Genomic DNA, 18,725 nt, shown 5'->3' with positions numbered 1-18,725 from the left:
GCCGCTCAATTCCCGCGGGCGCGCGCCGATATCCGGTCATGACGCCTGCCGTCCGCCAACCGCCGCGGGCGCAGGCAGAACAACCATGGCGGCAACACACCATACGCACGGCACGGGAGCAACGCATGAGCAGTTCCATGAGGGACATCGACGAACGGACTAACCTCACCAACAACAACCAGTTCGAGCTGCTGCTGTTCCGGCTCGGCGAGGCCGAGCATTCCGGCCAGTCGGAGCTGTTCGGCATCAACGTCTTCAAGGTGCGCGAGATCCTGGTCATGCCGCCGGTGACAACCGTGGTCGGCGCCGATCCGTCGATCCTGGGCATGGCCGATATCCGCGGGCAGGTGATTCCGGTGATCGACCTGCCCCGGCTGGTCGGCTGCAAGCCGCGGGCCGGACTGGGCATCCTGCTGGTGACCGAGTACGCGCGCTCGACCCAGGGCTTTGCGGTCGAGGCGGTCGAGGAAATCGTGCGGCTGGAGTGGAACCAGGTGCATTCCGCCGAAGCCAGTGTGCGCAGCGGCCATGTGACCAGCATCGCCAAGCTGGACGGCGGCGGCGAGGGGGAAGAGCAAGGCGCGCGCCTGGTGCAGGTGCTCGATGTGGAGCAGATCCTGCGTGATGTGCTGCCCACGCGCCAGCCGGACGTGGACCCCGGCGAAGTCGGACCCCAGCTACAGCTGCGCCCTGGCGCCAGGGTGGTTGCGGCGGACGATTCGGCACTGGCGCGCGGGCTGATCGAGCAGGGCCTGAAGGCGCTGGGCGCACCGGTGGTGATGACCAAGTCCGGCAAGGAAGCGTGGGAGTTGCTGGACCGCATCGCGGCCGAGGCCGCCAGCCAGGGCAGGCCGGTCCAGGATGACGTGGCGCTGGTGCTGACCGACCTCGAGATGCCGGAGATGGACGGCTTTACGCTGACCCGCAAGATCAAGGCCGACAGCCGGCTGAAGTCATTGCCGGTGGTGATTCACTCATCACTGTCGGGCGAGGCCAGCGAGGAGCACGTGCGCAAGGTGGGCGCCGATGCCTATGTCGCCAAGTTTGTCGCCAAGGAACTGGCCGATACCATCCGCGCGGTGCTGACCCGTTAAGCGCGCCGCCACGGGGCTGGAGCGGCAGGCACAAAATGCAAGCGCCCGCAACCATTCCCGTACGCCGGTCGGTTGCCTATAAAACGGGCACTCCAGCGCGTTCCAGCGCGGGCGCGCCCTTCGCGGTTGTCAAGAGGGGGGATATCCACTGTTCCTGTGGATATTTTTTGTGGACAAGTCGGGCACCGCCGGTGCGCTCCCGGCCGGCATCAGCCGATGCCGGCCGGGAAGCCCCGACCGCGGCCGGGCGCGGGCTCCGCGCCGCCGCGCTCCCTGGCGCCGCCGCTCCTCGCTCTCCCCTTCTTTTCGTCCGTCCTGCGCCGTGGCGCTACTTGGGCTGTGCCACCGTACGCAGGTAGGGCTTCAGCGTCTTGAAGCCCTGCGGGTATTTCTTGCTGGCTTCCTCGTCCGAGACCGAGGTCGGGATGATGACGTCCTCGCCCGGCTTCCAGTTCACCGGCGTGGCCACGGTGTGCTTCGCATTGAGCTGCAGCGAGTCCAGCAGCCGCAGCACCTCGTCGAAATTGCGTCCCGCGCTCATCGGGTACACCAGCATCGCCTTCACCTTCTTGTCCGGGCCGATGATGAACACCGAGCGGATGGTGGCGTTGTCCACCGCGGTGCGCGGGCCGCTGCCGCTGGCCTCGGGGTGGATCATGTCGTAAAGCTTGGCCACCTTCAGGTCGGCATCGCCGATCATCGGATAGTTGACCGTGCAGCCCTGGGTTTCCTCGATGTCCTTGACCCAGCGCTGGTGGTCATCCACCGGATCGATGCTCAGGCCGATGATCTTGGTATTGCGCTTGTCGAACTCGGGCTTGAGCCGGGCCATGTAGCCCAGCTCGGTGGTGCACACCGGCGTGAAGTCCTTGGGATGCGAGAACAGGATGGCCCAGCCGTCGCCGATCCACTCATGGAAGCTGATCCGGCCTTCCGTGGTGTCGGCGGTGAAATCAGGGGCTTGCTCGCCCAGTCGAATCGCCATGGTTGCGCTCCTTGCAGTTGGCATGGTTTGGAATCGCGCGTTGCCGCGCACTGTTGCCCGCTATCCCCGCTATCCCGCCGTGGCGCCGTGTCCCGCTAGCGGAAAACCAGCACCGGGATCGTGCTGTGGGTCAGCACCTTGTGCGTCTCGCTGCCGATCAGCATGGCCTGCAGCCCGCGCTTGCCATGCGACGACATCACGATCAGGTCGCACTCGCGCTGCTGCGCGCACGCGATGATGGCCTGCCAGGGATGGTCGTCGGTGGCGGTGATGGTGTCGCACGGCACGCCGGCCTGCGCCGCGGTGTGGCTGAGCGCGGCAAGGAAGGTGTCGGCGTGGCGCGCGGCTTCGGCGGCGAAGTTGCTCTTGGTGTCTTGCAGGCTGGTGAGCCGGTAGGTCAGCACGTGGTACTCGGGAAGCACATGCAGCCCGGTCACGCGGGCGCCGATGCGGCTGGCGAATGCCATCGCGCGGCTCACCATGGCATCGGCGCGCGCGGAGCCGTCGGTCGGTACTAGGAGGTGCCTGTACATGATGAGCCTCCGCTTGCAAAGAGATACCGCGCCAGCCTGGCGCGTCCGCGCACTGGCGGGCGAGCCAATCCAGTATAGGAATTGCGCGGCATAAGGAACAGGACGCCAGGGCCTCCGGAGCACGGCCGCGAACAGGGTGGTGCCCGGGGGCAAGCATTAACATGCTGTTATCATTCGATTCACCTGTGCCCCCGCACCGATGGAAGGGACTGAAGCATGATTGCGCTACGCGAAGCCCGGCTGGCCGGATTGTTCCAACGCGGCAACTGGCTGCCGAATGTGGTGTCGGGCGTGATCGTGGGGGTAGTGGCGCTGCCGCTGGCAATGGCGTTCGCGATTGCCTCGGGCGCCAAGCCCGAACAGGGCCTGTACACGGCCATCGTCGCCGGGCTGGCGGTGTCGCTGTTCGGCGGCAGCCGCGTGCAGATCGCCGGGCCCACCGGCGCCTTTATCGTGGTGCTGTCCGCGGTAACGGCGCGCCACGGCATCGATGGCCTGCAGATCGCCACGCTGATGGCCGGTCTGATCCTGCTGGCGATGGGGCTGACGCGGCTGGGCGGCGTGATCCGCTACATTCCGGCGCCGGTGATCGTCGGCTTTACCGCGGGCATCGGCGTGATCATCTTCGTCGGCCAGTGGCGCGATTTCTTCGGGCTGCCGCCAGTGGCCGGCGCGCATTTCCATGAAAAACTCTGGCACCTGCTGCAGGCGCTGCCGCAATGGCACCCCGCCACCACCGCGCTGGCGCTGGGCAGCCTGGCGCTGGTGGTGGGCGCGCCGCGCGTGCGCTGGCTGCGGCGCGTGCCGGGCCCGCTGGTGGCGCTGGTGGTGGCCACCGCGGTGCAGGCGCTGTTCCGCTTCGACGGCGTGGCGACCATCGGCACGGCCTTCGGCGGCCTGCCGCGCGGCCTGCCGGTGCCGTCGCTGCCGGAGGTCACGCTGGCGCGCGTGCTGGAGCTGGCCGGGCCTGCCTTCACCATTGCCATGCTTGGCGCGATCGAGTCCTTGCTGTCGGCCGTGGTAGCCGACGGCATGGCGGGCACCCGGCATGACTCGAACCAGGAACTGGTGGGGCAGGGCATCGCAAATGTGGTGGCGCCGCTGTTCGGCGGGTTTGCCGCCACCGGCGCGATCGCGCGCACCGCCACCAATATCCGCAATGGCGGCAACAGCCCGCTGGCGGGCGTGGTGCATGCGCTCACGCTGGTGCTGGTGCTGCTGTTCCTGGCGCCGCTCGCGGCCAGCGTGCCGCTGGCCGCGCTGGCCGCGATCCTGTTCGTGGTGGCCTACAACATGAGCGAGATGCGCCAGTTCGCCCGCATGGTCCGGCGCGCGCCGCGCGCCGATGTCGCGATCCTGCTGATCACCTTTACGCTGACGGTGCTGACCGACCTGGTGGTGGCGGTCAATATCGGCGTAATCCTGGCCATGCTGCAGTTCCTGCGGCGCATGTCGGCAGCGGTGGAAGTGGCACCCCAGGCCGCCGAGGCCGTTGCGCGCGAACTGGACGACGCGGGCACCGGCGCGGTGGCGCCGATACCGCCGGGCGTGCTGGTCTATGTCATCGACGGCCCGTTCTTCTTCGGTGCCGTTGAGGCCTGCGAGCGAGCGCTGGTGCAGACCCATACCGAGCCGCGCGTGCTGCTGATCCGCCTGGGCCGCGTGCCCTTCATGGACATGACCGGGCTGCAGACGCTCGAGGCGGTGATCGTCACGCTGCAGAAGCGCGGCGTCGCGGTAGTGCTGGCCGAGGCCAACGCGAGGGTCAGGGAAAAGCTGGCGCGCGCCGGCGTGCTGGCGGCGCTGGGAGAAGGCAACTACGCGGATTCGCTGGCGCAGGCGGCGCAACGCTGCGCCGCGCTCGCCGGGGAAGGGCAAGGCGAGGCCAACGCCCCGCGCTGAGTTACTTCTTCTGGCGCGTGCCGCCCGCCGGCCTGGGCTTGGTGGCGTAATCCACGCCATGCTGCGCCAGGTAATCGCGGATCAGCTGGCGCACCACCTGCGACGGCGTCAGGTCCTGCGCGGCGCACAGCGTTTCAAAGGCCTTCTTCTTCACCGGATCGATCAGGATGGTCAGGCGGGCGGTCTTGGATTCCATGAGGGTGTGCGGCGGTCCGGGGCCGGAGATGGCGGCGGCGATTGGATGGGCATTATATACAGCGCTGCCGCAGGGCTTCGGTACACCGGCGGTCTGCGCCCCGCTCCCGGCTGCGGGAGGGGGAGCACACAGCGGGTGCTGGCAAAACCAGTAGTCTTACTTACTCCGCCATCTCCAGATCCGCGATCACCGCCGCCAGGAAGCGCGCGGCCTCTCCGCCCGTCACCACGCGGTGGTCGAAGGTCAGGCTCAGCGGCATGACCCGGTGCACCGCGGGCACGCCGCCGGCCGCGACCACTGCGTCGCGCACGCGCCCGGCACCCAGGATCGCCACGGTGGGCGGCACCACGATCGGCGCCGCATAGCGCCCGGCGATCATGCCGAAGTTGGACAGCGTGATGGTGTTGCCGCGCATCTCCTCGGGGGCGATGGTGCGCGCGCGGATGTCGGCGCGCATGCGGTCGAGCCCGTGGCGCAGGTCGGCGGCGTCGCGGTTGCCGACATCGCGCAGCACCGGCACGAACAGGCCCTCGGGCAGGTCGGCGGCAATGCCGACGTCGATCTTCTTCAGCACGTGGCGGCGTCCGGTTTGTCCTTCATACCACGCATTGAGCCCCGGTTCGGCGCGGCAGCCGGCCACCAGCGCGCGCACCAGCCGGATGGTGACATCGGCGCCGGCCGGCCAGGCGTGGATGTCGGCATCGTCCATCACGGTAGCGGCGGCGACTTCGGCCTGCGCACGCGCCATGTTCTGCGCCATCGCGCGGCGCACGCCGCGCAGTTCTTCGGGCGCGCCGAGGTCCTTCAGCGTGGCGGCGACCCGTTCCACGTCGGCGGCGGTGACCACGCCCTCGGGACCCGAGGCGGTGGCCATGGCCAGGTCCACGCCGAGCCGGCGCGCCAGCGCACGGACCGCCGGCGTCGCCTTGATGCGCGCGGCCATCCCCGCAGCGGGCGCGGCGGTGCCGGGCGGCGCGGCTTCGCTGGCCACGTGCGTGCCGACCTGGACCGAGCCCACCACGGTGCCGGCGTCGGCATCTTCGCCGGCGCCCTCGAAACCCACCAGCGGCGCGCCCAGGTGCACGATGTCGCCCGGCTGCGCAAACAGCTTGCCGATGCTGCCGGCATAAGGCGACGGGATTTCGACGATCGCCTTGGCGGTCTCCACCGACAGCAGCGGCTGGTCCGCCGCGACCGTGTCGCCGGTCTTGACGTGCCAGGCCACGATCTCGGCCTCCTGCAGGCCTTCGCCCAGGTCGGGCAGCTTGAAGACTCGCATCGGTCCTCCTTGGCTAGCTTGAACGGTCCGGTTGCCGCCGGGGCCCTACGCCGCCAGCGCCCTGCGCGCGGCATCGACGATGCGCGCGACACCGGGCAGGTAGGTGTACTCCAGCCGCGCCAGCGGCACCACGGTATCGAAGCCGGTCACGCGCTGCACCGGCGCGGCCAGCGAGTACAACCCCGCATCGGCCAGCTGCGCCGCGATCTCGGCGCCGAAGCCGGCGGTGCGCGGCGCCTCGTGCACGATCACGCAGCGGCCGGTGCGCGAAACCGCATCCAGGATGGTCTGCATGTCCAGCGGCTTGAGCGTGGCCACGTCGATCACAGTCGCGGTAACGCCTTCCGCGGCGAGCGCGTCGGCGGCGGCGAGCGTCTCCTGCACCATCGCGCCCCAGCTCACCAGCGTGATGTCGCTGCCTTCGCGCAAGGTGAAGCAGGTATCGAGCGGCAGCGCCGCGCCGTCGTCGGCCACTTCCTGGCGGAACAGGCGGTACAGCCGCGTGGGCTCGAGGAAGATGACCGGGTCTGGGTCGGCGATCGCCGCCAGCAGCAGCCCGTACGCGCGCGCCGGCGATGACGGCACGACCACGCGGATGCCAGGCATGTGGGCGAACATCGCCTCCGGGCTTTCGGAGTGGTGCTCGGGTGCGTGGATGCCCGCGCCGCACGGCGAGCGCACCACCAGCGGGCAGGTCAGCCGCCCGCGCGTGCGGTGGCGCATACGCCCGGCGTGGTTGATGATGTGATCCACCGCCGGGTAGATAAAGCCGGTGAACTGAATCTCGGCCACGGGCTTGAGCCCCATCGCCGCCATGCCGATCGCCGCGCCGACGATGCCGCCTTCGGCCAGCGGCGTATCCATGACGCGCGCGGCGCCGAAGCGCGCCTGCAGGCCCACGGTGGCGCGGAACACGCCGCCGTTGACGCCGATGTCCTCGCCCAGCAGCAGCACATCGGGATCGTGCTCCAGCGCATGGGCCAGCGCCAGGTTGACTGCTTCGACCAGATTGATTTCCGCCATGGTTCGCTCGCTGTGGGACCGGGTCGAGGTAGGAGTGCGCGCGCGGCGCCGCCAGCGGCTAGCCGTGCTGCGCCGGGAAGCGCCGCGCGATCTCCAGCTGCGCCTGCAGTTCGGCCGGCATGGCCGCGTACAGGCAGTCGAACATCGCGGCCGGGTCTGGCGGCGGCATGGCCAGGTAGGTCTCGACCGCCTGCGCCACCTGCTGCGAGCACGCCTTGACCAACGCCTCTTCGCGCGCCGCATCCCAGGCATGCAGGGCCAGCAGGTGGGTGCGCAGGCGCAACAGCGGTTCGTGCTGCCAGTGTGCCTTGACGCTGGCCTCGTCGCGGTAGCGCGAGGCATCGTCGGCGGTGGTGTGGTCGCCCAGCCGGTAGGTGATGGCCTCGATCAGCGCGGGGCCGCCGCCATCGCGGGCGCGCGCGATCGCTTCGCCGACGCGGTGGCGCACCGCGACCACGTCGTTGCCGTCGACCTGCTCGCCCGGGATGCCCGCGGCAATCGCCTTCTGCGCCAGCGTCTGCGCCGCGGTCTGGGCGCTGCGCGGCATCGAGATGGCCCACTGGTTGTTGTTGATCACGATCACCAGCGGCGCGCGCCACGCGCCGGCCATGTTCATGCCTTCATAGAAGTCGCCCTTGGAGGTGCCGCCGTCGCCCAGCAGGCAGACTGCCACGCGCGGCTCGCCGCGCAGCCGGAACGCGTAGGCCGCGCCGGCCGCGTGGCACACCTGCGTGCCGATCGGCACGCAGTTGGCAAAGTCATGCGGCGCCGCGGCAAAGCCGCTGCCGCGCTCGTCGCCACCCCAGTAGAGCAGGCTCTCGGTCATCGTGACGCCGCGGACAAACTGCGCCGCGTGGTCGCGGTAAGAGGGCACCAGCACATCCTCCGGCCGCATGGCGCAGGCCACGCCCACGCCGATGGCCTCCTGGCCCAGCGCCGACGCGAACGTGCCGATCTTGCCGGTGCGTTGCAGCGCTATGGCCTTCAGGTCGAACTGGCGCGTCAGCACCATCGCCTGGTACAGCGGCACCAGCGCGTCAGGGTCGCTGGCGAACGGGGGAGGGGGAGCAGTGGTGGGAGAGGTGTCGCCCGGTGGGGCAAGGTAGCGGGTATAGCCGATCTCAAAGCGCGCAACCGTGGACATGGCAGGTCTCTCGATGCGGTTGTCTCGACAGGATCCGCGCGGATCGGGGCGAGGATCTTCGCAGCCCTCCGCGGCATGATCGCGTTGTGATCCCTGCCGTGCTTTTTGGGCGCGGGGGACTTGAGCTTGAGTGTAGGGCATTTGCGCGGCCGGCGCCGCGCGAAATTGTCTTGCTGCGCACACTGCGGCAGTGCGCGCGCGGGCCTGCGCTCAGCCTTCCAGGTGCGGCTGCATCAGCGCGCGGAACCACTCGAGGAAGACCGCGAGCCGTTGCGACCGCTGGCGGCGGTGGGGATAGAGCAGCGACACCGGCATGCTCGCCGGGCGCCAGTCGGGCATGATTTCCAGCAGCTGTCCGGTGTCGAGCAGGTGCTGCACGTCGAAGCGCGGAATCTGGATCATCCCGATGCCGGCGAGGCAGCAGGCGATGTAGCTTTCGGCATTGTTGACCGAGACGCGCGTTGCCACGTCGGCCCCGTGCGCGCTGCCATCGGTATCCACGAATTCCCATGGCAAGTCGCGCCCGGTGCGGGGGCTGGCGTAGCCAACCGCGAGGTGGCCGCGGCGCAGGTCGGCCGGATCACGGGGCTCGCCGTGTTCGCGCAGGTAGGCCGGGCTGGCGCAGTTGACCAGCGCGATCCGGCCCAGCGGCCGCACCACCAGGCTGCTGTCGGCCAGCATGCCGAAGCGCACCGCACAGTCCACGCCCTCCTGCACCAGGTCGATGGCGCGATCGCTGGAACCGAGCGACAGCTGCAGCCGCGGATGGCGCCGCAGCAGTGCGGGCAGCGCCGGTGCCACCAGCCGGCGCGCGATGCGGCTGGGCATATCCACGTTCAGGCGCCCGCTGGCCTGGCGCTGGCCGGCCTGGAACAGCTGGTCGATATCCTCGACCTCGGCCAGCAGCGGGCGCAGCCGCTCCAGCAATTGCGCCCCGTCGGCGCTCAGCCGCACCTGCCGCGTGGTCCGGTGCAGCAGGCGCGCGCCGACCTGGGCCTCGAGGTCCTGCACCGCCGCCGACACCGATGCGCGCGGCAACCCGAGCGCATGCGCGGCCTTGATGAAGCTGCCCATTTCGGCCACCTGCAGGAATACGCGGTACTGGTCGAATCTGTCCATACGCCTCGCTCGTCGATGGCGCAAGCATACCTGCAATGCGTGCGCGCACCAGAGCGGCGCTGCGGCTTATTTGGTCGTGTAGCCGCCGTTGATCAGCATGGTCTGGCCGGTGATCCACCAGCCGTCGCTGACCAGATGGCGGATAAAGGGCACCACGTCCTCGATATGCGTCAGTCCCGTCGGCGAGAACGGCGACAGCGCGGCCGCGCTCTTGTGATAGGCCACGGCATCGTCGCCTTCCTGGCCGTAGAAGAACGGCGTATCCATCGGGCCGGGTCCTACCGCGGTCACCGAGATGCCGCGCGCGCCGAACTCCTTGGCCGCGGCGCGGGTAAAGTGTTCGACCGGTGCCTTGGTGCCGGCATAGGCGGCATAGAAGGGCGTGAACGCGCCCAGCAGCGAGGTCACCAGCGTCACGATCTTGCCGTGGTCTTTGACGTGGCGCCCGGCTTCCTTCAGGAAGAAGAAGGCGCTCTTGGCGTTGACCGCCGACATCTCGTCGTACTCCGCCTCGCTGATCTCGGCGAACGGTTTCTTCAGCACCTTGCCCACCGTATTGATGGCGATATCGGGACGGCCCACCGCGGCCACGGCATCGGCAAACAAGCGCTCGACCGCGCCCGCGCGGGTCAGGTCCGCTTGCAGCGCCACCGCCTGGGCGCCGGTTGCCTGGATTGTCTGGACCGTGGCCTCGGCGTCGGCGCGCGAGGCCGCGCCGTGGTAATGGATGGCGATGGCGCGGGCGCCCTGCGCGGCCAGGTCGCGCGCGATCAGCCCGCCCAGGTTCTTGGCGCCGCCGGCGATCAGCGCGACCTTGCCGCGGATGGAATGGTCAGCCATGAAACTCTCCTGTGGATGCGTCGAAGGAGGCTTCAGCTTAGGCGGGCCGCAAGGGGGAATAAATTGGCGGCGACTGGATAGATCATCCAGAAAACCAGAACAATCCGGGGCGGCGGTGCGATGCCGGCCCCGGAGTCAAGGCGAAGGCGCGCCACGGGGCGCGCCTTGCCGGCCTGCCGCGGCGCTCAGCGCTGGTACGGCGGCGGCACGAAGCCGGCGAAGCGCTGTTGCGTCACCGCCTTGAACTCGGCGGACTGGTAGGCCTCGCGGATGTCCTTGACGAAGGGCTTGTTCAGGTCGGCGGTCTTCACCGCGACCAGGTTCATGTAGTAGTCGGGAATCTTCTCCAGCGCCAGCGCCGAGGTCAGCTTCAGGCCCGAGGCCAGCGCATAGTTGCCGTTGACGAAGGCATAGTCGACATCGTCCAGCGAGCGCGGCAGCTGCGCGGCTTCGAGCTGGACCAGCTTGAGCTTGTGCGGATTGGCGTCGATATCGCGCTCGCTGGCGCGGATCGGGTCGGTGCCGGGCTTGAGCGTGACCCAGCCGATCTGCTGCAGGATGGCGATGGCACGTGCCAGGTTGGTCGGATCGTTCGGCAGCGACACGGTGTTGCCCGCCTTCACCTCGGCCAGCGCCTTGTGCTTGCGGCTGTAGATGCCGATCGGCGCGGTGGGCACCTGTATCACGTCGCTCAGGGCCAGCTTGCGGTCGGCCGAGAATTTCTTCAGGTAGGCCACATGCTGGAAGGCGTTGGCGTCGATGGCGCCGTCGGCCAGCGCCAGGTTGGGCTGCACGTAGTCGCTGAACTCGACGATGGTGACCTTGTAGCCGCGCTGCTCCAGCACCGGCTTGACGCCATAGCGGATCTGGTCGGCATACGGGCCGGCGGTGGCGCCGAAGCGGATTTCCTTCTTGTCCGGATCGGCCGCGGCGGCGCCGTGGACCACGCCCAGCGCCAGCACGGCTGCTGCCAGGCGCGCTGCCAGGCCGAATTTCCCGTATTGCATCGGATGCTCCCCTTTGATGTTGGTTGGCTGCCTCGGCGTCGCGCCGTGGCATCGACCCATTGTATGGAAAGGCAGCCAAAGGACGAACGAGCGATTACGCATGGCGATATGCCCGGGCGGAATAAGGCCTACGCTGTAGAAGCGCGCGTTCCCTGCGTGCCCCGCCATGGAGGCTGCCATGCCCGAGCAACTGACCAAGCATCCCGACGTCACCCTGCAGGTGCTGCGCAGCGCCGGCGCCCGCTGCGGCGAGGGCGAGACGCAAGCCATTCTGCGCAGTTGTCCGCCAGCGCGTTTTTGCAAGCTGCCGGGCGGCGAGGTCTGCGTGTACGGGCTCGATGGTGCGCGCGCGATGACGCAGTTCACCGCGGCCGACTGGCAGTCCCTTGCCCCGCTGGGCCGCGGCGGTGCAGAGCACGCTGCCGCGGGACCGTGGAACGGCATGGCAGTAGGAATCTTCGTTGCCGGCGTGGCGGCCGGTGCGCTGGCCGCCGCCGCGCTGGCGCGCTGGCGGCGCAGCCACCGCCGGCGCTAGCGGCGTTGTGGCGGGGTTTTCGCTGGCATGGTGTTTGCGGCGATTTGCCGGCCATGACACCGCTGCTGTCCGCTTCCGACCGCTTCCGCCTGCTGGAGAACGGCGAGGAGTATTTTCCGTGCGTGTTCGACGCGATTGCGCGCGCGCGCGAAAGCGTACTGCTGGAAACTTTTATCCTTTTTGAAGACGAGGTAGGTCACAAATTGCACGCGGCCCTGGTCGCGGCGGCGCGCCGCGGCGTGCGCGTGGCCCTGACAGTGGACGGTTTCGGCTCGCATGACCTGTCGCCGGCATTCATCGCCGGGCTGGTCGACGCAGGCGTGCAGTTCTGCACATTCTCGCCGCGGCCGCGGCTGTTAGGCGTGCGCACGCATATCTTCCGCCGCATGCACCGCAAGCTGGTGGCCATCGATGCCGAAGTGGCATTCGTCGGCGGCCTCAATTTCTCCGCCCAGCACCTGTACCGGTTCGGGCCGCTGGCCAAGCAGGACTATGCGGTGGAAATCCGCGGACCGTTCGCGCGCCACGTCCACGACTTCCTGGCGCGCGCGATGCCAGGCGCGTGCCCGCCGTCGCTGGACGGGCCGCTGGCCGGGTACGAGGCGCCGGATCCGTGCACGCATCCCGCACGCGCCTGCCTGGTCACGCGTGATAACCACCGCCACCGCAACGACATCGAATTCGCCTACCTGGACGCGATCCGCCTCGCGCGGCGCGAGGTCATCATCGCCAACGCGTACTTCCTGCCGGGCTACCGGCTGCTGCATGCGCTGTGCGAGGCCGCCGCGCGCGGCGTACGGGTGCGGCTGCTGTTGCAGGGCAAGCCTGACATGCCGTGGGTGGCGCGCGCCGGCGGCCTGCTCTACGCCCATCTGCAGGACGCCGGCGTGCAGATCCTGGAGTACGTCGAGCGGCCCTTCCATGGCAAGGTCGCGGTGGTGGACGACAGCTGGGCCACGGTCGGCTCGAGCAATCTCGACCCGCTGAGCCTGTCGCTGAACCTCGAGGCCAATCTCGTGATCCGCGACGAAGCCTTTGCGCGCCACCTGCGCAGCCGGCTAGAAACGCTGATCGACGCACGCTGCCGCGCGGTGCCGCCGGGGCTGAAGTCTCCGCGCAGCCGCCTCGACGCGCTCGGCGCGACGCTGATGTTCCACTTCCTGCGCCGCTTCCCGGCCTGGGCAGGCTGGCTGCCGGCGCATGCGCCGCGGCTGGTGCAGCCGATGCCGGGCGGGCGGCGCAATGGGCGGCGCAAAGGGCGGCGCGTGGTGGTGCTGCGCGGAGGCGCGGAATGACGGGAGCCGAGGCCCTGTCCGCCATCCGCCAGCATGCACACTGGCCGGCCTGGCGCCGTGCCATCGGCATCCTGTTCATTGCCGCCGTGCTGGCGCTGATCGCGCGCAAGCTGGGCACCATCGACTGGAACGCGGTGCTGGAAGCGCTGCGCGGCTTCGATGCGCGCACGCTGCTGCCGGCAGCCGGATTCGTCGCGCTGAGCGGGCTGCTGTACAGCCAGTTCGACGTGCTCGGCTGCCGCTATGCCGGGCACCCGCTGCCGCTGCGCCGGGTGATGGCGATCTCCTATGTCAGCTACACGCTCAGCCTCAACCTTGGCGCCACGCTCGGCGGCGCCGGCGTGCGCTACCGCCTGTATTCGCGCGCGGGCCTGAGCGCGCCGCAGATCTGGAGCCTGTTCGTGGTGGTGGTCACGACCAACTGGCTCGGCTATGCGGTGCTGGCGGGCGCCATCCTCGCCGGCGAACTGGTGGTGCTGCCGCCGGAGTGGGGCATTCCCGCGGCGCTGACGCGGGTGCTGGGCATGCTGATGCTGGCGATCCCCGCCGCTTACCTGGCGGCGTGCGCACTCTGGCACGGCCGCCACCGCACCGTGCGCGACCACGACATCTATATGCCCACGGTGCGCTTCGCGGCGTTGCAATGCGCGCTGTCGGCGGCCCACTGGATGTCGATGGGCGCTATCCTGTACGCGCTGCTGCATACGCATGCGACGTATTTCACGGTTCTTGGCGTGCTGCTGGCGTCCGGGCTGGCGGGCGTGGTGGTGCGCATCCCTGGCGGGCTCGGCGTGATCGAGACGGTGTTCCTGACCATGCTTGGGGACCAGGTGCCGCACGGACTGCTGCTCGCGGCGCTGATCGCGTATCGGGCGCTGTATTACCTGATTCCGTTGATGATCGGATCGGTGGGCTATTTCGTGCTGGAGGCGCGGGGCAAGCGTGGTGACGAGGAAGCGGTGAAGTGATCGGCTAGTGCGAGTGCCTGCCCTCTCCCCCGGCCCCTCTCCCGCGGGCGGGAGAGGGTAGCAAACCAGCGGTAGCGGGCGGGAGGTCAGGCCGCTGCCAGCGCGCGGTCCAGGTCTTCGATCAGGTCGTCGATATGCTCGATGCCGATCGACAGCCGCACCATGTCTTCGCTGACGCCGGCGGCCTGCAGTTCCTCGGCGTTGAGCTGGCGGTGCGTGGTCGATGCCGGGTGGGTGGCCAGCGACTTGGCATCGCCGATATTGACCAGCCGCGTGAACAGCTGCAGCGCATCGAGGAAACGCGCGCCACCCTCGCGGCCGCCCTCCTTCAGGCCGAACGACAGGATGCCGGGTCCGCGGCCGCCCAGGTATTGCTGCACCAGCGCGTGGTCGGGGTGATCCGGCAGACCGGCAAAATTGACCCACGCCACCTTGGCATGCTGCTGCAGGTGGCGCGCGATCGCCAGCGCGTTCTCGGTGATCCGGTCCAGCCGCAGCGCCAGGGTCTCGATGCCCTGCAGGATCAGGAAGGCGTTGAACGGCGACAGCGCCGCGCCGGTATTGCGCAGCGGTACCACGCGCGCGCGGCCGATATAGGCCGCCGGCCCCAGCGCTTCCGTATAGACCACGCCGTGGTACGACACGTCCGGCTCGTTCAGGCGCCGGAAGCGCGCCTTGTGCTGCGCCCACGGGAACTTGCCGCTGTCGACGATGGCGCCGCCGACGCTGTTGCCGTGGCCGCCGAGGTACTTCGTCAGCGAATGCACGACGATATCCGCACCATGCTCGAACGGCCGGCACAGGTAGGGCGACGGCACCGTGTTATCGACGATCAGCGGCACGCCGTGGTTGTGCGCCACGCGCGCGATCGCGGCGATATCGACCACGTTGCCGAGCGGGTTGCCCACCGACTCGACAAACACGGCCTTGGTGCGCGCATCGATCAGGTCGCCGAAGCTGGACGGATTGCGGCCGTCGGCAAAGCGCGTCTCGATGCCGGACTGCGGCAGCGTGTGCGCCAGCAGGTTGTAGGTGCCGCCGTAGAGCTGGCTGGACGAGACGATGTTGTCGCCGGCCTCGGCAATGGTCTGGATCGCATAGGTGATCGCCGCCATGCCCGACGCCAGCGCCAGCGCGCCCACGCCGCCCTCGAGCGCGGCCAGGCGCTGCTCGAGCACGTCGTTGGTCGGGTTCATGATGCGGCTGTAGATGTTGCCGGCCACCTTCAGGTCGAACAGGTCGGCGCCATGCTGGGCGTTGTCGAAGGCGTACGCCACGGTCTGGTAGATGGGCACGGCCACCGCGCGCGTGGTGGGATCGGGCGAATAGCCGCCGTGGACGGCCAGGGTTTCGAGTCTCATCGTCTTCTCTCTTCTTTTCGCTGTTGGGTGCCGGACCGGCGCGCGGGGGCAGTGCCTGCCCTGGCGCCGGGCATGCCGAGCAGTGCGCCGCACGGGCGCACCAGGCCGTGCGATGGTACCAGCCGGCCCGCGCACGCCCCTGCGGCGTGGCTGCTATGGTTGCCGACGGCGCTCGCGCGAGGCAAGGAAACTTATTGCATTTGGATATGCGCGGCGCCGCGGCGCAGCGGTCATGCTCCGACCGCGAGCGACGGTTCGAGCTGCTGCCAGCGCAGGTTCTCCGGCCGGCGCAGCCCCAGGTGCTCGCGCAGCGTGGTGCCCGTATAGCGCTCGCGGAAAAGCCCGCGCCGGCGCAGCTCCGGCAGCACCAGTTCGATGAAATCATCGAGCCCGCCCGGCAGCCACGGTGGCATGACATTGAAGCCGTCGGCGGCCTCGCCTTCGAACCACGCCTGCAGCTGGTCGGCGACGGACTGCGGCGTGCCGTGGATCGACCAGTGGCCGCGCGCGGTGGCCACGCGCAGGCACAGCTGGCGGATGGTGAGCCCTTCCCGCCGGGCCAGGCCGGTAACCAGCTGGAAGCGGCTCTTGGCGCCGTTCGGCTCGACCAGGTTGTCGGGCAACGGGCCGTCCAGCGGATAGCCGCTCAGGTCGATCCCGCCCAGGTGCTGCGACAGCAGGGCCAGCCCCACCGACGGATGGATCAGGTTTTGCAGCGCTTCGAACTTCTCCTGTGCCTCGGCCTCGCTGCGGCCCACCACCGGGAACACGCCCGGCAGGATCTTGAGCTGGTCGGGCGTGCGGCCATGGCGCGCGAGCCGCGCTTTCAGGCCGCGATAGAAGGCCTGCGCATCCGCCAGCGACTGCTGCGCGGTGAAGATGACCTCGGCGGTGCGTGCGGCCAGCTCCTGCCCGGCCTCGGACGAGCCGGCCTGCACGATCACCGGATGGCCCTGCGGCGGGCGCGCGACGTTGAGTGGCCCGCGCACCTGGAAGTGCGCGCCGCGATGGTCCAGCGTGTGCAGCTTGTCCGCATCGAAATGCCGGCCGCTGTCCTTGTCATACAGGAAGGCATCGTCCTCCCAGGTGTCCCACAGCCCGGTGACCACGTCGACGAACTCCTCGGCACGGGCGTAGCGGTCAGCGTGCGCGGGATGACGTTCGAGGCTGAAGTTGCGCGCTTCGGCATCCGACCACGACGTCACCACGTTCCAGCCCGCGCGGCCGCCGCTGAGATGGTCGAGCGAGGCGAACTTGCGCGCCACATGAAAGGGCTCGTTGTAGGTGGTGGAGACGGTCGCCACCAGGCCGATGCGCTGCGTCACCGCCGCCAGTGCCGACAGCAGCGTCAGCGGCTCGAAGGTGGCGGCGCGCGCGGTGCGCGGCAGGGTGGCATCGTCCATGCCGCGGATGGCGACGCCGTCCGCCAGGAACAGCGCATCGAACCCCGCGGCCTCGGCGCGCTGCGCCAGTGCGATGTAGTGCGCCAGGTTGCGCCCGGCATCGGCCTGCGCGCCGGGATGGCGCCACCCGGCGACATGGTGCCCGGTGGCCTGGAGAAAGGCGCCCAGATGCAGCTGGCGCGGCGGCTTTTGCGGTGACATCGATCGTGCTCTCCGGAAGAGACTGGCTGAATCAGGCCGCTTGCCGTTGCGCGGCACCGGCGGACTGGTTGGCCGGCGCCGCGCCCTCGCCGCGCACGCCCGCCTTCACCGCCTTGCTGCGGCGGCCATCCACGCCGACCGGAATGTCGCCGGCCACGGTGGCGCGGCGCACCACGCGGTGCGCGTCGCCATAGTCGTTGATGGCGTAGTGCTGGGTGGCGCGGTTGTCCCAGATCGCGACGTCGCCCGCGCGCCAGCGCCAGCGCACGGTGTTCTCCAGCCGGTGCACATGGCCCTGCAGCACGGCAATCAGGTGCGCCGAATCGGCCGACGCGTAGTCCAGCAGCTTCTTGACGAAGTGGCCCAGCACCAGCGTGCGCTCACCGGTTTCCGGGTGCACGCGCACCACCGGGTGCTCGGTCTCGTAGAGCGCCGAGGTGAAGACTTCGCGGTAGCGCTTCAGCCCTTCGTCGCTCGGATTGACGCGCGTGGCCGCGTAGTCGTAGTCGTTGGTGTGCAGTGCCCACAGCTTGTCGGCCAGTTCGCGCAGCGGCTCGGGCAGGTCCTGGTACGCGGCGGCGGTGTTGGCCCACACCGTGTCGCCGCCGGCGGCGGGAACGGTCACGGCGCGCAGCACCGAGACCGCGGGGTAGGCCAGGTCGAAGGTCACGTCGGTATGCCAGGAGTTGGCGCGGCCGCCGTGCTGCGAGTCCAGCTCAAGCAGCTGCGTGCCGTCGCGCGAAGGCACGGTCGGGTGCGGCACGGTGTCGCCGAACAGGCGCGCAAAGCCCTGCTGTGCTGCATCGTCCAGATGCACCTGGTCGCGGAAGAACAGCACCTTGTGCCTGAGCAAGGCTGCGCGGATGGCGGCGAAGGTGGCGGGCGGGAGGTCGCCGTGCAGCGCGACACCGCGGATCTCGGCGCCGATGCGGCCGGCAACCGGGTGGATGTCGAGCTGGACGGGCTGGTCTTGCGTGGCGTTGGCTTGGGTCATCACGAAGCTCCGGGGAGAGGGTTGGGTCAGGCGAGTTCAGGTTCAGGGGCCCGCTGCACGACGGGCTCCTGCCCGGCGAATTCGCGCAGCACGGCATCGCGCGCCCGCGCGAAGGGAAGTCCGGCGCGTTCGCGCGGATGCGGCAGGTCCACCGGCAGGATGCGGCGGATGCGGCCGGGCCGGGGTGCCATCACCACCACGCGGTCGCCCAGGAAGACGGCTTCCTCGACGTCGTGGGTGACCAGGATCATGGTGATGCCCTCGGCCTGCCAGATGCGCTGCAGCTCCTGCTGCAGGTAGGCCCGCGTCATTGCGTCGAGCGCGCCGAAGGGCTCGTCTAGCAGCAGGATCTCCGGCCGCGTCACCAGTGCCCGCGCAATCGCCACGCGCTGCGACATGCCGCCGGAGAGCTGGTGCGGATAGGCCTGCTCGAAGCCGCGCAGGCCAACCAGCGCGATATGCTCGGCAACGTTGCGGTCTTTCTCCGCGTCGCTGCCCGGCGTGTTGAGCAGCGCCAGCCGGATGTTCTGTTCCGCCGTCAGCCACGGGAACAGGCGATGCTCCTGGAACACGATGCCGCGCTGCAGGCTGGTGCCCGATACGCGCTTGCCGTCCAGCAGGATCTCGCCGCGGTAATCCTGTTCCAGCCCCACCACCAGCCGCAGCAGGGTGGACTTGCCGCAGCCGCTGGCGCCGACGATGCTGACGAACTCGCCCGGGGCGATGGTCAGCGTGATGTCCTCGAGCACGGGCAGCGCCCGGCCCTCGACTTCGTACTGCTTGTGCAGGTGCGCGATGCTTAGCGTGCCGGCATGTGGCATTTGTGGTCTCCGTTCAATAAGGGGC

General features: G+C 69.3%; 18 protein-coding genes. 5 read left to right on the top strand and 13 right to left on the bottom strand.

Annotated features, from left to right (window positions below):
* The first annotated feature begins 125 nt into the window (after positions 1–125).
* The gene (locus RALTA_RS25275; RefSeq protein ID WP_012356809.1) at positions 126–1,094 is read left to right on the top strand and encodes a chemotaxis protein; all 969 of its coding nucleotides are present in this window, start codon (positions 126–128) and stop codon (positions 1,092–1,094) included.
* A 328-nt stretch (positions 1,095–1,422) separates the two neighbouring features.
* Here the strand turns inward: RALTA_RS25275 and RALTA_RS25270 are convergent, their stop codons facing one another.
* A complete protein-coding gene (locus RALTA_RS25270) occupies positions 1,423–2,079 on the bottom strand; it encodes a peroxiredoxin (RefSeq protein ID WP_012356808.1) in 657 nt (218 codons plus the stop codon).
* Between the two features lie 95 nt (positions 2,080–2,174).
* Complete coding sequence (locus tag RALTA_RS25265) at positions 2,175–2,612, bottom strand: universal stress protein (protein ID WP_012356807.1); 438 nt, start codon at positions 2,610–2,612, stop codon at positions 2,175–2,177.
* Between the two features lie 216 nt (positions 2,613–2,828).
* Here RALTA_RS25265 and RALTA_RS25260 point away from each other — a divergent pair, with 216 nt between their 5' ends.
* Complete coding sequence (locus tag RALTA_RS25260; RefSeq protein ID WP_012356805.1) at positions 2,829–4,514, top strand: SulP family inorganic anion transporter; 1,686 nt, start codon at positions 2,829–2,831, stop codon at positions 4,512–4,514.
* Position 4,515: 1 nt separating this feature from the next.
* Here the strand turns inward: RALTA_RS25260 and RALTA_RS25255 are convergent, their stop codons facing one another.
* From RALTA_RS25255 to RALTA_RS25225, 7 genes are all read right to left on the bottom strand, one after another.
* A complete protein-coding gene (locus RALTA_RS25255) occupies positions 4,516–4,710 on the bottom strand; it encodes a ribbon-helix-helix domain-containing protein (protein ID WP_012356804.1) in 195 nt (64 codons plus the stop codon).
* 160 nt (positions 4,711–4,870) lie between these two features.
* Positions 4,871–5,989 carry a dihydrolipoamide acetyltransferase family protein gene (locus RALTA_RS25250; protein ID WP_012356803.1) on the bottom strand — a complete coding sequence of 373 codons (1,119 nt, stop codon included), beginning with the start codon at positions 5,987–5,989 and terminating at the stop codon, positions 4,871–4,873.
* A gap of 45 nt (positions 5,990–6,034) precedes the next feature.
* Complete coding sequence (locus RALTA_RS25245; protein WP_012356802.1) at positions 6,035–7,012, bottom strand: alpha-ketoacid dehydrogenase subunit beta; 978 nt, start codon at positions 7,010–7,012, stop codon at positions 6,035–6,037.
* 58 nt (positions 7,013–7,070) lie between these two features.
* On the bottom strand, positions 7,071–8,156 hold the full coding sequence (gene pdhA / locus RALTA_RS25240; RefSeq protein ID WP_012356801.1) for a pyruvate dehydrogenase (acetyl-transferring) E1 component subunit alpha: 1,086 nt from the start codon (positions 8,154–8,156) through the stop codon (positions 7,071–7,073).
* Positions 8,157–8,366: 210 nt separating this feature from the next.
* Positions 8,367–9,275, bottom strand: coding sequence for a LysR family transcriptional regulator (locus tag RALTA_RS25235; RefSeq protein WP_012356800.1), 909 nt, complete (start codon positions 9,273–9,275; stop codon positions 8,367–8,369).
* A 66-nt stretch (positions 9,276–9,341) separates the two neighbouring features.
* Positions 9,342–10,115, bottom strand: a complete 774-nt coding sequence (locus RALTA_RS25230) for an SDR family oxidoreductase (protein WP_012356799.1) — start codon at positions 10,113–10,115, stop codon at positions 9,342–9,344.
* Positions 10,116–10,300: 185 nt separating this feature from the next.
* Positions 10,301–11,122: a MetQ/NlpA family ABC transporter substrate-binding protein gene (locus RALTA_RS25225; RefSeq protein WP_012356798.1), complete on the bottom strand. Its 822-nt coding sequence runs from the start codon at positions 11,120–11,122 to the stop codon at positions 10,301–10,303.
* 178 nt (positions 11,123–11,300) lie between these two features.
* Between RALTA_RS25225 and RALTA_RS25220 the strand changes: the two genes are divergently transcribed.
* From RALTA_RS25220 to RALTA_RS25210, 3 genes are read left to right on the top strand one after another with little or no spacing between them, the layout of a single operon-like run.
* Positions 11,301–11,657 (top strand): hypothetical protein, encoded by a 357-nt coding sequence (locus tag RALTA_RS25220; protein WP_041232635.1) that lies wholly within the window; start codon positions 11,301–11,303, stop codon positions 11,655–11,657.
* A gap of 53 nt (positions 11,658–11,710) precedes the next feature.
* On the top strand, positions 11,711–12,952 hold the full coding sequence (gene clsB, locus RALTA_RS25215; protein WP_012356796.1) for a cardiolipin synthase ClsB: 1,242 nt from the start codon (positions 11,711–11,713) through the stop codon (positions 12,950–12,952).
* The gene (locus RALTA_RS25210; RefSeq protein ID WP_012356795.1) at positions 12,949–13,920 is read left to right on the top strand and encodes a lysylphosphatidylglycerol synthase domain-containing protein; all 972 of its coding nucleotides are present in this window, start codon (positions 12,949–12,951) and stop codon (positions 13,918–13,920) included. Before clsB ends, RALTA_RS25210 begins: the two co-directional genes overlap by 4 nt.
* 86 nt (positions 13,921–14,006) lie before the next feature.
* On the opposite strand, the gene RALTA_RS25205 is transcribed toward RALTA_RS25210, so the two are convergent.
* The 4 genes from RALTA_RS25205 to RALTA_RS25190 form a co-directional block, all read right to left on the bottom strand.
* Positions 14,007–15,281, bottom strand: a complete 1,275-nt coding sequence (locus RALTA_RS25205) for an O-acetylhomoserine aminocarboxypropyltransferase/cysteine synthase family protein (protein WP_012356794.1) — start codon at positions 15,279–15,281, stop codon at positions 14,007–14,009.
* Positions 15,282–15,511: 230 nt separating this feature from the next.
* The gene (locus tag RALTA_RS25200; protein WP_012356793.1) at positions 15,512–16,885 is read right to left on the bottom strand and encodes an LLM class flavin-dependent oxidoreductase; all 1,374 of its coding nucleotides are present in this window, start codon (positions 16,883–16,885) and stop codon (positions 15,512–15,514) included.
* 31 nt (positions 16,886–16,916) lie between these two features.
* Positions 16,917–17,879, bottom strand: a complete 963-nt coding sequence (locus RALTA_RS25195) for a TauD/TfdA dioxygenase family protein (RefSeq protein WP_025584257.1) — start codon at positions 17,877–17,879, stop codon at positions 16,917–16,919.
* A 26-nt stretch (positions 17,880–17,905) separates the two neighbouring features.
* Positions 17,906–18,700 (bottom strand): ABC transporter ATP-binding protein, encoded by a 795-nt coding sequence (locus RALTA_RS25190; RefSeq protein ID WP_012356791.1) that lies wholly within the window; start codon positions 18,698–18,700, stop codon positions 17,906–17,908.
* Between the last annotated feature and the right edge of the window lie 25 nt (positions 18,701–18,725).

Source organism: Cupriavidus taiwanensis LMG 19424 (genome assembly GCF_000069785.1).
Classification (GTDB): domain Bacteria; phylum Pseudomonadota; class Gammaproteobacteria; order Burkholderiales; family Burkholderiaceae; genus Cupriavidus; species Cupriavidus taiwanensis.
Note: the sequence above shows the minus strand (reverse complement) of the source record. Positions and strands in the feature narration are given on the sequence as shown.

What these genes read in the sequence shown, in the direction of transcription:
- RALTA_RS25255 (WP_012356804.1), bottom strand. Translation starts at nt 4,710, where the DNA reads ATGGAATCCAAGACCGCCCGCCTGACCATCCTGATCGATCCGGTGAAG.
- RALTA_RS25190 (WP_012356791.1), bottom strand. Translation starts at nt 18,700, where the DNA reads ATGCCACATGCCGGCACGCTAAGCATCGCGCACCTGCACAAGCAGTAC.
- RALTA_RS25195 (WP_025584257.1), bottom strand. Translation starts at nt 17,879, where the DNA reads ATGACCCAAGCCAACGCCACGCAAGACCAGCCCGTCCAGCTCGACATC.
- RALTA_RS25220 (WP_041232635.1), top strand. Translation starts at nt 11,301, where the DNA reads ATGCCCGAGCAACTGACCAAGCATCCCGACGTCACCCTGCAGGTGCTG.
- RALTA_RS25265 (WP_012356807.1), bottom strand. Translation starts at nt 2,612, where the DNA reads ATGTACAGGCACCTCCTAGTACCGACCGACGGCTCCGCGCGCGCCGAT.
- RALTA_RS25275 (WP_012356809.1), top strand. Translation starts at nt 126, where the DNA reads ATGAGCAGTTCCATGAGGGACATCGACGAACGGACTAACCTCACCAAC.
- RALTA_RS25245 (WP_012356802.1), bottom strand. Translation starts at nt 7,012, where the DNA reads ATGGCGGAAATCAATCTGGTCGAAGCAGTCAACCTGGCGCTGGCCCAT.
- RALTA_RS25270 (WP_012356808.1), bottom strand. Translation starts at nt 2,079, where the DNA reads ATGGCGATTCGACTGGGCGAGCAAGCCCCTGATTTCACCGCCGACACC.
- RALTA_RS25250 (WP_012356803.1), bottom strand. Translation starts at nt 5,989, where the DNA reads ATGCGAGTCTTCAAGCTGCCCGACCTGGGCGAAGGCCTGCAGGAGGCC.
- RALTA_RS25235 (WP_012356800.1), bottom strand. Translation starts at nt 9,275, where the DNA reads ATGGACAGATTCGACCAGTACCGCGTATTCCTGCAGGTGGCCGAAATG.
- RALTA_RS25260 (WP_012356805.1), top strand. Translation starts at nt 2,829, where the DNA reads ATGATTGCGCTACGCGAAGCCCGGCTGGCCGGATTGTTCCAACGCGGC.
- RALTA_RS25225 (WP_012356798.1), bottom strand. Translation starts at nt 11,122, where the DNA reads ATGCAATACGGGAAATTCGGCCTGGCAGCGCGCCTGGCAGCAGCCGTG.
- RALTA_RS25205 (WP_012356794.1), bottom strand. Translation starts at nt 15,281, where the DNA reads ATGAGACTCGAAACCCTGGCCGTCCACGGCGGCTATTCGCCCGATCCC.
- RALTA_RS25200 (WP_012356793.1), bottom strand. Translation starts at nt 16,885, where the DNA reads ATGTCACCGCAAAAGCCGCCGCGCCAGCTGCATCTGGGCGCCTTTCTC.
- clsB (WP_012356796.1), top strand. Translation starts at nt 11,711, where the DNA reads ATGACACCGCTGCTGTCCGCTTCCGACCGCTTCCGCCTGCTGGAGAAC.
- pdhA (WP_012356801.1), bottom strand. Translation starts at nt 8,156, where the DNA reads ATGTCCACGGTTGCGCGCTTTGAGATCGGCTATACCCGCTACCTTGCC.
- RALTA_RS25230 (WP_012356799.1), bottom strand. Translation starts at nt 10,115, where the DNA reads ATGGCTGACCATTCCATCCGCGGCAAGGTCGCGCTGATCGCCGGCGGC.
- RALTA_RS25210 (WP_012356795.1), top strand. Translation starts at nt 12,949, where the DNA reads ATGACGGGAGCCGAGGCCCTGTCCGCCATCCGCCAGCATGCACACTGG.